We start from the raw sequence: 12,336 nt of genomic DNA on the forward strand, positions 1-12,336 counted from the left end.
AAGCTTATCCCTTGGTCACCACTTCGTCGAGGTTGAGGACGAGGTTGGCCACCATGGTCCAGGCGGCGAGTTCGGCGGGGTTGAGTTTTTCGTCGGGCTTGGATTCGCCGTAGGTGATGGCTTTTTTGGCTTCCTCGGGCTTGGCGGTGTAGGCGGCGAGCTGCTTCGTGAAATCTTGACGGATAATTTCGGCTTCCTGGGCGCTGGGGTAGCGGCCGGTGGCGGTGCGGAAGAGGGCGGTGATGCGCGCGTCCGTGCTGGCGTTGGTTTGCATGACGTGCTGGGCGAAGTTGCGCGAGGCTTCGAAGAACTGGATGTCGTTCATGAGGGTGAGCGCCTGCAGCGGGGTGTTGCTGCGTTCGCGGCGCAGGCAGTAGCTCTCGCGATTGGGCGCGTCGAACGAGGTCATGTTCGGCGGCGGGGCGGTGCGCTTCCAGAAGGTGTAGAGGCTGCGGCGGTAGAGTGATTCGCCGTGGTCCTGGATGTAGTTGCGGGTGTTGCTGCCGCCGAAGCCGACGGGCTCCCAGATGTTCTCGGGCTGGTAGGGTTTCACGCCTTTGCCGCCGATCTTGGGGCTGAGCAGGCCGGAGACGAAAAGAGCCTGATCACGCACAGCCTCGGCATCCAGGCGGAAGCGCGGGCCACGGGCGAGCAGGCGGTTCTCCGGATCCTTTTGCATTGCGAGGTCGGAGCATTGAGCGCTCTGCCGGTAGGTGTTTGAGGTGACGATCATGCGCACAAAGGCCTTCATGTCCCAGCCGCTTTCGCGGAAGGTCACGGCCAGCCAGTCGAGCAGTTCAGGGTGGCTGGGAGGCTCTCCCTGGGAGCCGAAATCGTTGCTGGTTTTCACCAAGCCGGTGCCGAAGAACTGCTGCCAGAGGCGGTTCACCTGCACACGGGCGGTGAGCGGGTGCTGCGGGCTGACGAGCCATTTGGCGAGATCGAGGCGCGTGTAGTCGGCCTGTGCGGGGAGAGGAGGAAAGACAGCCGGGGTGCCCCGGGTGACCTTGTCCTTTGGCTTGTCATACTGGCCGCGATCCATCACGAAGCTGTCGCGTTTTTGCGGCAGGTCGGCCATGATGAAGGTGGCGGGGATGACGTCATCCAGCGTTTTTCTTTGGGACTCCAGCGCGAGCTTTTCACCACGGGCACCTTCCACCAGGCTGCGTGCGCCCTGATACTCGTTTTCAAACCACCACTCCTTGAGCCGCGTGGCGTCTTTCTCGGGCCATTCGGCGGGCTTTTTGCCACGCACGAGAGTCTGCAGATCGTTGGGGAGTTCAGCAACACGCTTGCCCTGGTTTTTTTCAATCCACTTGCTCCATGACCACTGCGGATCTTTGGCCGGATCGACGCGGGAGGTCATGGCCAGCCGGTCCCAGTAAACGGTGCCGCCGAACTGGGTGAAGGCATAGCCGCTGACCTTGAGACCGGGCTTGAGGCCCAGACGTTCTGCGGGCACTTCGAGCTTCACCCATTCGCCTGCTTTGGGAAGTTCGCCCATTTGTACTTTTTCAGGCGTGCGCACCTGGCCGAAGGGGATCGCACCTTCCTGGCCCCAGACAGCACGGTGGTTCCAGCCGGCTGTGTGGAACTGCAGCATGATGGCCTTGGGAGGATTGGCGGGGTCGATGTAGCACTGCACGCTGAGCTTGCCGTTTGGCGGGATGTCGAATTTGGCGCCGCTGGTGAAGTAGTCCTGCGCCACACCTGTGGCGGTGCGCTTGAGTGAGGTGGTGCCGCTGAAAACGGGGCCTTTTTCCTTGGTGATGAGTTGGGTCGGTTCGCCTGCGACACCGACCTTGGCACCCGCCGGGAAAGCATCCTCAAACCACACGAGCTCGCTGTTCTGTACCGGCGGAGGCGGGGTTTGAGTGGCGGGGTCGGTGTAGTTCAGTGACTGAATTGTCGCGCGGATTTTCGTCTGTGCGGCGGCCATTTTTTGATCGAGTTCCGCGAGCTGCTTTTTCTGCTCGGCAGTGCTCAGCCGGAGGATGGGCGGGGTGAGGAGGATGTTGCCATCCATGGCGGGATCGGCGGTGCTGTTGAAGAAGGCGTAGAGCGAATAAAATTCCTTCTGGGAGATGGGGTCGAACTTGTGATCATGGCACACGGCGCAGCCTGCGGTGAGGCCCATCCACACCGCCACCGTGGAGTCCGCGCGATCCACGGCGTAGCGGAAGATGAACTCCTCATTGATGCTGCCGCCTTCACTGGTGGTGACGTTGCAGCGGTTGAAGCCGGACGCGATTTGCTGATCCACGGTGGCATTTGGCAGAAGATCACCGGCAAGCTGCCAGATGGTGAACTGATCGTAGGGCAGGTTGGCATTGAAGGCGCGCACGACCCAGTCGCGGTAGGGCCACATGCTGCGCTCGTTGTCGAGATGCAGACCGTGGGTGTCTGCATAGCGTGCGGCATCCAGCCAGAAGCGGCCCATGTGCTCGCCATAGCGTTCGGATTTCAGCAGGCGGGCGACGACTTTTTCATAGGCATCCGGCGCTGTGTCCGCGATGAAGGCATCGACTTCAGCCAGCGTCGGCGGCAGGCCTGTCAGATCGAGTGTGACGCGGCGAATGAGAGTTTCTTTGGAAGCCGTTGGCGACGGGGACAGGCCTTCTTTGGCCAAGCGGTCCTGGATGAAGGCATCGATGCCGTTCTGAACTGGTCCTTTGACTGCTGGCGGTGGCGCTTTGACGGGGGCTTCAAAGGCCCAGTGTTTTTTGAACTCCGCGCCTTCCTTGATCCAGCGCTGCAGGATCTCCACCTGAGCGGGGGTGATGTGCTTGTTCGACTCAGGGGGTGGCATCACCTCATCCTCGTCTTTGGTCAGGATGCGCTGGATGACGGAGCTTGCCTCGGGGCTGCCGGGCTTGATGGGGAACACGCCTTCGATGGCCTTGTAGGCGACTTCCGGGACATCGAGCCGCAAATCTGCCTTCCGTTTCTTGGCGTCCAGGCCGTGGCAGGCGAAGCAGTTGTCACTGAGAATGGGCCGGATGTCGCGGTTGAAGTCGAGCTTCGTCGCCGCGGATGCGGTGGCGGTCAGAGCGGCAGAAACGATGAAGGCACGGAAAAGCATGGGTGTGGTGTACGAAGCTCGTGCATCCAGGCTTTCCGGCTTCAGCGGCCAAAGAAATAGCCCGTTGCATGGAAAAACACTGGTGCGGCGAAGGCCAGCGAGTCGAGCCGGTCCATAAAACCGCCATGGCCGGCGATGGCCCCGCCCCAGTCCTTCACACCTCGATCACGCTTGATGGCTGACATCACGAGTCCGCCGACAAAGCCCATGAGTACGACCAGGGCGGCCATGGCTGCTGCCTGCAAGGGTGAAAACGGCGTGGCCCACCACAGGGCGGCACCGAGGCCCACAGTCGTCAATCCACCGCCGAGGAAACCTTCCCACGTTTTGCTGGGGCTGACGGTGGGGGCGATCTTGTGTTTGCCGCAGATTTTGCCCCACACGTATTGCATCACATCGCTCATTTCGACGACGGTGATAAACCAGAAAAGCAGCTTGGCCCGCTGGTGTGGCCAGTCAGGAAGATCCAGCCAGAGGATCGCTGGGGCGTAGCTGATGCAATACACGCAGATCATGAGCCCCCACTGAATTTTTGCGGTGCGTTCGAGGAAGTTCTCGCAGTCGCCTGCCAGTGCGGAGCGCATGGGTACAAACAGGAAGGCATAAACCGGGATCAGAATGAGAAACATGATGTACCACTGGGTTGCCAGAAAGTAGTAGTGCAGCGGGGTGATGATGAAGAAGACCCAGAAGAGCGTCCGGTGATCTGCGGGCTTCGTTGGCGTGAGGGTGATGAACTCGCGCAGCGCCATGAAGGAGCTGAAGAAAAACATCACGGCTGTGCCAACGGGCCCCACCGCGAGCGCGCCGGCAAAAACGGCGACCATGGTCCACCAGGCCTTGGTGCGTGCGTTCAGGTTTGCCACCGTTGTCCTGGCAGAGTCCGATACAGCCCGTTTTGCCAGCACCCAGCCGATGACTGAAGCGAGGACGAGTACTCCCAGAGTGCCGCCGAGAAGATAGAGCAGTGCAGGGTCGGAAGTGAAATTCATGCCTGAGGTGAGATTGACCGCCATTCCGTTTATTTTGCAAACTGCATTCACAGGCCGCGTTTTAGCGGGCATGAACCAGCGCGTTCAGATCCATTTATGCTGTCTCGTTCCTTTTTGTTCCTGTTTTTCCTGGCTCTCACAGTGTCTGCCGGAGAACCGATCACGCACACCTATAAGAAGGCGGGTGATCGTGAGTTGAAGCTCAGCATCGTCAATCCGCCGGACTGGAAAAGCAGCGATCAACGTCCAGCGATGGTGTTTTTCCATGGCGGCGGCTGGGTGGGCGGCGGGCCGACTCAGTTCACCCAGCACAGTGAGTATCTGGCCACGCGTGGCATGGTTTGCATCCAGGTGGAGTACCGGTTGATTGCCAAGGGCGACAAGGGAGCTCCCATCGATTGTGTGCATGATGCGAAGTCGGCGATGCGCTGGGTGCGTGGCCACGCGGGAGAGCTGGGGATTGATCCGAAGCGCATTGGTGCCGGAGGTTGCAGCGCGGGCGGGCATCTGGCGGCGTTTGTGGGCATGGTGGAAGGACTGGATGATCCACAGGACGATGTGAAAATTTCGCCGAGGGCCAATGCGCTGGTGTTGTTCAATCCTGTCTTCGACAACGGGCCGGATCAGGGCTGGGGCTACGCCCGAGTGGGTGAACGCTTCAAAGAGTTTTCTCCGGCGCACAACATCAGTGCTGATGATCCGCCGGCGATCATCTTCCTCGGCACGCAGGACAAGCTGATCCCCATGGCCGTCGTGGAGCGCTTCAAGGCAAATATGGGAAAGGCGGGGGTGCGCTGTGAAGCGATCTTTTACGAGGGGCAGGGGCACGGCTTCTTCAATCCCGGCAAGGGCGGCAAGATGCAGTTTTACTACGAGACGCTGCTGGCCACGGATAAGTTCCTTGCCTCGCTGGGGTGGTTGAAGGGAGAGCCCACGCTTAAAAAGCCCGCGGGAACGTGAGTTTGAGCCGCAGTATCGGAACCCTTGATCTGGACAGCGCCCAGTGGCATTGAGCAATGTTCTTTCGTTGCAGGACCGCCATTGACAGCAGGGGGATTCCATCGCTAGACAGAGAGACCAACCACCGCATGAACCTGCCGAACAAACTCACTCTCTCACGCCTGATCCTGACGGGCGTGTTTGTGGTGTGTTTTTACATCCCGTGGGCGAACACCATTTCGCTGGCACTGATCATCTTCGGCATTGCCTCGGCCACCGATTACTTTGACGGGAAGATCGCGCGTGCGCGCGGCATTGTGACGAATTTTGGCAAGCTGTTTGACCCGCTGGCGGACAAGATCCTCATCGCCGCAGCCTTTATCCTGCTGAGCTCAGACAAGAACTTCCCCGAAGCGACGCGGATGCCGGCGTGGATCACCATCGTGATCCTGGCGCGGGAGTTTTTCGTGACCGGAATCCGGCTGGTGGCGGCGGGGCAGGGGGCGGTGCTGTCTGCGGAAAAACTGGGGAAACACAAGATGCTGTGGCAGATCCTGACGGTGATTTATTTCATGATGAGGCAGGCATCGCTCGAGCCGATCTTTGGCTTCACTCACCCGGCTTTCACGGCAAGTCCGGATGTCGAGCGAATGGTGGCTTTGGCCCTCATTTCTTTGACGAGCCTGCTGACGCTGGTGTCTGGTTTCAGCTACTTTTGGAAGAATCGTCATCTGTTTGACGATGCTTGATGCTTCTTTTGAACTCACAGCCATGAACGCAGAACAACAACTCACCACCCTCGGTCTCACACTTCCTACCGCACCGCCGCGCGGGGGTGTTTACAATCCGGTCGTGATCGTCGGAAACATCGCCTACGTCTCTGGTCATGGGCCGTATCTTGGCGATGGGAAGTATCTCACCGGCCGGGTCGGTGCGGATCTTGATCTGGAAGCGGGCAAGGCTGCGGCGAAGCAGACTGGCCTCGCCTTGCTGGCCACCTTGAAAAGCGAACTGGGCAGCCTGGACCGCGTGAAGCGCGTGGTGAAACTGCTCGGCATGGTGAACTGCACGTCAGACTTCGGAGATCATCCGAAGGTCATCAACGGCTGCAGCGAATTGTTTGGCCAGGTTTGGGGCGAGGAATGCGGCATCGGCGCACGCAGCGCGGTGGGCATGGGTTCGCTGCCGGGGAACATCGCCGTTGAGATCGAGGGCATCTTTGAGCTGCAATAAAAAACCTGCGCTGGCCAACAGCGCAGGTTGCTCAGAGCGGACTGAAACGGGGCTCAGAACCAGCGTGAGCCGAGGCCCAGGCCGCTGCCCCAGCTGAAGGGCTGGCCAAAGCCGTAGCCACCACCCCATGGGCGGTTGGTGAAGCTGCTGCTGTACGCAGGGCTGCGGGTGTAATACGGGCTGCTGTAGATGCCGTTCGAGTAGTAGGGGTGCAGCTGATATGAGACCGGGTAGGCCGCCGGGCGGCTGTAGATGCCCGTGTAATAGGGACGGGCGGAGTAGCAGCGTGTGCCGGCGTTTGCGCCGCGAATCACATAATAGTAGTGGTCCCGATTGGAGCCAAGGGTGCTGGCTGCGAGATCGCCCAGCGGGCCACGTCCGGTGGTGTTGTAAGGAATGAAGGTGCCGCGATAGGGGCCTGAGCCGTTGTAGGCGTAGGGATACTGGCAGGCAGTAAGGGTCAGTGAAAGACCGACGAGCAGAATCAGGAGAGATTGAAGGAACGGCTTTTTCATGGCGAAGGGAGTGCGCAGGATTAGCGCACCAATTCCGCCCTCTTGGCAATGAGTAAACGACCACGCGACAGGGGTATAATTCCGCCCGAATAGAGTGGTTCTGAATTTTATGAGCGAACCGCTTGGGAAACTTCAGCGATCTTAGAAGCCAATGATCTGGAAGGGCATGCTGTCTCTGATCTGCTTGTCGGGCGGTGAGCTCATGATCTTTTCAAACTGCCGAGCCCATTCACGAATGGCGAACTTGGCCTGACCGGTAGGAAACAGCTCCTGGGGAAAGAAGAAGAACAGGGTTTTGGCCTCTTCTTTGTCGGCAAACTCGAAGACGGACTTGCCGGTCTTGGGCTCGGTCAGGACACCTTGAATGGCGATGGTGCCGCGTGAAGGTTTTCCAAGCAAGCTGCCACCGACCATGGGCAGAGTCACGAGGTCCACGGCTTCCCGCACCACCAGTCCTGAGTAGGTGTTGGGTTCCCACTCGATGATGGAGAGTTTCAGGGTCATGGCATCCTTGGAAGGAGCATCCACGACGGTGAAGCGCGATTTTTTGTTCGCCTTGAAGGCGCTGACAAATTTATCGTGAGCGTAGGTGAGCAGGCCCTTCATTTTCTTTTCACGCCGTTTCTTGCTGAACTCCACCTGGGTGAATTTTTGCAGCATGGGCCGCAATTCATCGGAGACCACGGGGGCTATGTAGATCGACTTCACCTTTTCAGCAGCGTCCAGAACTCGCTTGTCGGTGTTCCACCAGTTGCCGATGAAAGGCGAGCGTTTACGGTTTTCCTTTAGCTCGCTTCCGTGTGGGAGCATTTTAGTGGGCTTAACATTGACAGCGGCCACCACGCTTTTGGCGGTACGACAGGAAATCATCATCCAAGGGATGAGCAGGAAGAGAGAAGCACGGATCAGTATCATGGAACGGTATTGGGATACGTTTGAGAAAGGGGGATGGCAAATATTTCATATATCGGCCCCAACACAAACTTCCCCGCAACATTTGCGCCAACCATGGGGGGGTGTTAGCTTTCCCGTCTGGTCATGCAGTGCTCCGGCAATTCCGCCGCGCTCCGCCTGATCTTTTCCTTCCAACTTTATGGCATGGCTTTCCTCTCTCGGTTCCTTCGGTGAAATCCTCCGATTCATCATCCTCATTTTGGAGGTGATCCTCGTGTTCAATCTCATGATCGTGGTTCACGAGTGGGGCCACTTCCTGGCGGCACGCTGGCGCGGGCTGAAGGTCGAAAAGTTCTACATCTGGTTTGGCAAGCCGCTCTGGAAAAAGACCATTAATGGCGTGGAGTACGGCCTCGGCAGCATTCCTGCGGGCGGTTTTGTGGCGCTGCCGCAGATGGCCCCGATGGGCGGGCTCGAAGGTGAGGTGAACCAGGAAGGGCTGCCGGCGATCACGCCGCTGGACAAGGCCATCGTGGCTTTTGCGGGTCCGCTGTTCAGTTTCATGCTTGCCTGTGTGTTTGCCGTGGCCGTCTGGGTTGTGGGCAAGCCGGAGAGCGAATCCCACACCACCTCGATCGTCGGCTATGTGGCCAAAGACAGTCCGGCTCAAAAAGCGGGCATTCTTCCGGGGGACAAGGTCCTTCAGGTGGATGGTCAGCCCGTGAAGCGCTTCGAAGGACTGGTGGACAGTGTGCGCTGGGGCGTGGTGGCCAGCGAAGGTGACACGATCGCCTTCGAGGTGGAGCGTCCTGGACAGGGAGTGATGAAGTTCAATGTGGATCCCAAGGCCTGGCCCAACAGCGAAAAAAAGGCGGAGCCGGTTTCTTGGTGGCGCTCGATCTTCAAACGGCCCGAACTGCGTTCCATCGGCCTTGAAGGCCAGATGACGCCCATGGTCGGGGGTGTTGCTAAAAACAGTCCGGCGGAAGAAGCGGGCATCAAACCAGATGACCTGGTGCTGCGTGCTGATGGCAGACAACTGCGCAGCATGGGGGATCTGGGCGATTACATCAAAGCCACGGCGGGCAAGACCATCATGCTGGACATCGAACGTGCGGGCAAGGTCATCCAAATCCCCATCCTGCCGCGCATCCCGGACAAGAACAATCTCAAGGAGGTCACGGATGATCATCAGGAATACCCCATGATTGGCGTGGCCTGGGATGTGGAAGGCAAGCGTACTCCCAGCGTTATCACCCCGTGGGAGCAGATCAGCGATGCCGTGCGGCACATGGGCAATCTGGTGTCCAAGCTGGTTTCACCGAAGTCTGATCTCAGCCCTGCGCACATGAGCGGCCCGGTGGGAGTGGGCCGTCTGTATTACAAGCTGTTCCAGCACCCGGACGGCTGGCGCCTGGTTCTTTGGTTCAGCGTGGTGTTCAACATCAACCTGGCGATCCTCAACATGATGCCCTTCCCGGTGCTGGATGGCGGGCACATCACCATGGCTGCTGCTGAGGCGATCCGCCGCAAGCCGCCGCAGGGCAGGATTCTGGAGTACGTGCAAACTGCGTGTGCGCTGATGCTCTTTGGCTTCATCATTTTTGTCACCCTCAAGGACACGGGGGATTTCTTTGGCGGTGGAGCCAAAGAGGGCAAGGTCTTGAAAATCGAGTGGCTCTCCAAAGAGCAGCGTGGCGCCGCAGGCGCGTAATTTCCGCCGCTTATGCGCGTCCTCATCCTCGTTGAGAACCTTCCCGTTCCCTTCGACAGGCGCGTGTGGCAGGAGGCCTGCGCCCTGCGTGATGCGGGGCATGAGGTCACGGTCATCTGCCCGCAGATGCGCGGCTACACGCAGCCGGAGGAAGTGCTGGAAGGCATCCAAATCTACCGGCACTGGATCAGTGGGGAGGCAGGATCGCTGGGTGGATTCATCACGGAATACGCCTCCGCTTTGTGGGGGGAGTTTTGGTGTGCCGTTAAAGCCTGGCGGCGTGGTGGTTTTGATGTCATTCACCTCTGCAATCCGCCGGATCTGCTGTTTCTCGTGGCGCTGCCGTTCAAACTGTTTGGTGGCGTGAAAGTCATCTTTGATGTGCATGATCTGTGGCCGGAGATGTTTGAGGCGAAATTTGGCAGGCGTGGGCTGATGTACTTGGCGGTGCGGGTTGCCGAGCGGTGCACACTTGCGCTGGCGGATGTGGTGATCGCCACGAATCAGAGCGTGCTGAGAGCGGTGAAACAGCGTGGGAAGCTGCGTGAGGACCAAGCCTTTGTGGTGCGCACAGCGCCGAGCCGCATGAACACCGCTGCGCAGCCGGATGAAGCACTGCGTGCCGGGAGACGGTACCTGGTGGGATACATAGGCGTCATGGGCAATGCGGATGGCGTGGACTACCTCGTGCGCGCCGCGGATCACATCGTTAAAACCCGTCAGCGCACGGATGTGCAGTTTCTGCTGATGGGTTCCGGCGCGGAGCATGCGGATCTGGTCGCATTGCGTGACCTGCTTGGCTTGCAGGATTACCTCAGCATGCCCGGACGGGTCAGCGACGAGTTTCTATGCCGTGCTTTACGTACCATGGACCTCGGCGTCGCCTGCGACCCCATCAACGCCTACAACGACCACTGCACCATGAACAAGGTGCTGGAATACATGGCCTTCGCCAAACCGATGGTCATGTTTGGCACCGTGGAAGGCCGGTTCTCAGCGGGTGAGAGCGCGGTGTACGTCATGGAAAACTCGGCTGAAAAGCTGGGCGATGCCATCCTCACTCTCCTCGACGACGAGCCCCGTCGTCAAACGTTGGGAGCCGCCGGTCATGCACGGCTGACCCAGGAGCTGAACTGGAAGCGGAGCGTGGGGCAGTTGCTGGCGGCATACCAGGCGGCGTGAGGTGGTTTCTAGTGATTATTTTGCCCTGCGTTGTCTAGGGTCTTGCTAAAGCGCCTCGTTGTTCTTAATTCATCGGAATGAACCAGGTGAATGAACATGGGGGGGATGCCGTTCATTTCGAGCCCTTTACTCCGCCATCGACGGAGGAGCTGGATGCATTGATTCCGGGCTACAAGTTTCTTCAGTTTATCGAGAGGGGCGGCATGGGCGCGGTTTACAAGGCGGTGCAGAAGAGCCTCAACCGCACGGTGGCGGTGAAACTGCTGCCTCAGGTGCATCGGAACAAGGAGAGCTTTGCTGAACGCTTCAAACGGGAGGCGCATGCGCTCGCGTTGCTAAATCACCCGCACATCATCGCTGTTTACGACTTTGGTGAAACCCCCGACGGCCAGATGTACTACGTCATGGAGTTTGTTTCCGGCATGGATTTGCAGCATCTGCTCAAGCGTGATCCACCTGAGCCGAGACAGATCCTCAAAATCATCACCCAGGTTTGCGAGGCGCTGCAGTTTGCCCATGAACACGGAATTGTGCATCGTGACATCAAGCCAGCCAACATTCTCGTCGATGAGCGTGGCAATGTGAAGGTCGCCGATTTTGGCCTGGCCAAGGTCATTGGTCCGCAGTCAGTCGATTACACGGCCACAGGCATGACTATTGGGACGCCTGATTATATCGCGCCCGAGGCGCTCGATCAGAGCAGGGATATCGACCACCGGGCGGACATCTATTCGCTGGGAGTGATGATCTATGAGCTCTTCACCGGGCATGTTCCGAAGGGGGTGTGGGAGCCGCCCTCGATTCGTTCTGGTGCGGACAAGGGCATCGATGCTGTCGTCAGCAAGGCGATGCAAAACAATCCCGAGAAACGTTACCAGCATGTGCGTGACATGACGCAGGTGCTGGAAAAGCTCTTCAAGAACAGCGACAATTGGAAAAATTTTCGCAGACAGTCTCCAAGCCTCACCGCACCGGCGGGAAAAAAAGAGGAGGCTGTTCCCACCGGCGCAGTGACGCTCAAAATACGGCAGGATGACGGGGCTGGCAGGCGCTGGCTGCCTTGGGTAGCTGCGGCGCTGCTGCTGCTTGGGGGCGGGTTTGCCGTGGCATGGCAATCGGGTCTGCTGGCGGCGGCATCCGAGGCGAATCCGAAAGCCGCTGAGGCGGGGCGGCCGTTATCTCCTGACGTGAACCCGCAGCAGATGGCGCTCGCGCGTTTCGTCGTAGAGCATGGCGGCGTGGTGAATGTGCAGACCCCCGCCAGTTCCGAGAAAGCGATGGGAGGCTCTGCCGATCTGGATGAGCTGGCAGACCTGCCATCAGGCGCATTCACCGTCTGGCGTGTCTCTTTTCTGGTGGTGCCGGTGACGGACGTGGCTGTTTATGATGAACTCGTGGCCCGGATTCGAGACGCCGGAACGGTCTCCAACCTTAACCTGCATGGGCTGGCAGTGCCGACGGATGCGCTCAAGAGCCTGGTTTCCATGCCTACGCTGACGAGTCTTGATTTGATGTCCAGTCCAGCGGTGACTGCCGCGGCCATACCCTACATTGCTGCCTGCCGGCAGCTGCGGCTGCTGCGCATCGGGGGGATCCCGCCGCTCGAGGGTGCCGTGCTGGAACAGCTCCGAGCCCTGCTGCCTGACTGCGGAGTTCACGACGACAAGTAGAGGCTTCTTCTTGTGATGAATAAATACTATTTTGCGGATTTTTTGCCCGGAAGTCTTGCAAAAAGGAGAAAAACACCCTGATTGCCTTTATGGAAACGAAGTCGCCCGGAGACCG

10 protein-coding genes are annotated in these 12,336 nt (G+C 59.0%); 6 read left to right on the forward strand and 4 right to left on the reverse strand.

The window, feature by feature from the left end; genetic code table 11:
• Positions 1 to 4 precede the first annotated feature (4 nt).
• Positions 5 to 3,082, reverse strand: a complete 3,078-nt coding sequence (locus tag AC24GY_RS01035; protein WP_487679550.1) for a PSD1 and planctomycete cytochrome C domain-containing protein — start codon at positions 3,080 to 3,082, stop codon at positions 5 to 7.
• Between the two features lie 41 nt (positions 3,083 to 3,123).
• On the reverse strand, positions 3,124 to 4,074 hold the full coding sequence (locus AC24GY_RS01040; RefSeq protein ID WP_487679552.1) for a phosphatidate cytidylyltransferase: 951 nt from the start codon (positions 4,072 to 4,074) through the stop codon (positions 3,124 to 3,126).
• A 96-nt stretch (positions 4,075 to 4,170) separates the two neighbouring features.
• Here AC24GY_RS01040 and AC24GY_RS01045 point away from each other — a divergent pair, with 96 nt between their 5' ends.
• The 3 genes from AC24GY_RS01045 (at position 4,171) to AC24GY_RS01055 (ending at position 6,246) form a co-directional block, all read left to right on the forward strand.
• Complete coding sequence (locus tag AC24GY_RS01045) at positions 4,171 to 5,034, forward strand: alpha/beta hydrolase (protein WP_487679554.1); 864 nt, start codon at positions 4,171 to 4,173, stop codon at positions 5,032 to 5,034.
• 128 nt (positions 5,035 to 5,162) lie between these two features.
• Complete coding sequence (pgsA, locus tag AC24GY_RS01050) at positions 5,163 to 5,762, forward strand: CDP-diacylglycerol--glycerol-3-phosphate 3-phosphatidyltransferase (protein ID WP_422322138.1); 600 nt, start codon at positions 5,163 to 5,165, stop codon at positions 5,760 to 5,762.
• 22 nt (positions 5,763 to 5,784) lie between these two features.
• A complete protein-coding gene (locus AC24GY_RS01055; RefSeq protein WP_422322139.1) occupies positions 5,785 to 6,246 on the forward strand; it encodes a RidA family protein in 462 nt (153 codons plus the stop codon).
• Positions 6,247 to 6,299: 53 nt separating this feature from the next.
• On the opposite strand, the gene AC24GY_RS01060 is transcribed toward AC24GY_RS01055, so the two are convergent.
• Both AC24GY_RS01060 and AC24GY_RS01065 read right to left on the reverse strand, forming a co-directional pair.
• Positions 6,300 to 6,761, reverse strand: a complete 462-nt coding sequence (locus tag AC24GY_RS01060) for a hypothetical protein (RefSeq protein ID WP_487679556.1) — start codon at positions 6,759 to 6,761, stop codon at positions 6,300 to 6,302.
• A gap of 141 nt (positions 6,762 to 6,902) precedes the next feature.
• A complete protein-coding gene (locus AC24GY_RS01065; RefSeq protein WP_487679558.1) occupies positions 6,903 to 7,571 on the reverse strand; it encodes a DUF3313 family protein in 669 nt (222 codons plus the stop codon).
• Between the two features lie 283 nt (positions 7,572 to 7,854).
• Here AC24GY_RS01065 and rseP point away from each other — a divergent pair, with 283 nt between their 5' ends.
• The 3 genes from rseP to AC24GY_RS01080 all read left to right on the forward strand — a co-directional run bounded on the left by rseP (position 7,855) and on the right by AC24GY_RS01080 (position 12,221).
• A complete protein-coding gene (gene rseP / locus AC24GY_RS01070; protein ID WP_487679560.1) occupies positions 7,855 to 9,369 on the forward strand; it encodes an RIP metalloprotease RseP in 1,515 nt (504 codons plus the stop codon).
• A gap of 12 nt (positions 9,370 to 9,381) precedes the next feature.
• Positions 9,382 to 10,551, forward strand: a complete 1,170-nt coding sequence (locus tag AC24GY_RS01075; RefSeq protein ID WP_487679562.1) for a glycosyltransferase family 4 protein — start codon at positions 9,382 to 9,384, stop codon at positions 10,549 to 10,551.
• A 77-nt stretch (positions 10,552 to 10,628) separates the two neighbouring features.
• Positions 10,629 to 12,221: a serine/threonine-protein kinase gene (locus AC24GY_RS01080; protein WP_487679564.1), complete on the forward strand. Its 1,593-nt coding sequence runs from the start codon at positions 10,629 to 10,631 to the stop codon at positions 12,219 to 12,221.
• Positions 12,222 to 12,336: the final 115 nt, after the last annotated feature.

It is taken from the genome of Prosthecobacter sp. Pr1 (assembly GCF_057652315.1).

Bases quoted from the DNA above. Each gene is read 5' to 3' on its own strand.
- AC24GY_RS01065 (WP_487679558.1), bottom strand. From the start codon at position 7,571: ATGCTCCCACACGGAAGCGAGCTAAAGGAAAACCGTAAACGCTCGCCT.
- AC24GY_RS01055 (WP_422322139.1), top strand. From the start codon at position 5,785: ATGAACGCAGAACAACAACTCACCACCCTCGGTCTCACACTTCCTACC.
- AC24GY_RS01045 (WP_487679554.1), top strand. From the start codon at position 4,171: ATGCTGTCTCGTTCCTTTTTGTTCCTGTTTTTCCTGGCTCTCACAGTG.
- AC24GY_RS01035 (WP_487679550.1), bottom strand. From the start codon at position 3,082: ATGCTTTTCCGTGCCTTCATCGTTTCTGCCGCTCTGACCGCCACCGCA.
- AC24GY_RS01060 (WP_487679556.1), bottom strand. From the start codon at position 6,761: ATGAAAAAGCCGTTCCTTCAATCTCTCCTGATTCTGCTCGTCGGTCTT.
- pgsA (WP_422322138.1), top strand. From the start codon at position 5,163: ATGAACCTGCCGAACAAACTCACTCTCTCACGCCTGATCCTGACGGGC.
- AC24GY_RS01075 (WP_487679562.1), top strand. From the start codon at position 9,382: ATGCGCGTCCTCATCCTCGTTGAGAACCTTCCCGTTCCCTTCGACAGG.
- AC24GY_RS01080 (WP_487679564.1), top strand. From the start codon at position 10,629: ATGAACCAGGTGAATGAACATGGGGGGGATGCCGTTCATTTCGAGCCC.
- AC24GY_RS01040 (WP_487679552.1), bottom strand. From the start codon at position 4,074: ATGAATTTCACTTCCGACCCTGCACTGCTCTATCTTCTCGGCGGCACT.
- rseP (WP_487679560.1), top strand. From the start codon at position 7,855: ATGGCATGGCTTTCCTCTCTCGGTTCCTTCGGTGAAATCCTCCGATTC.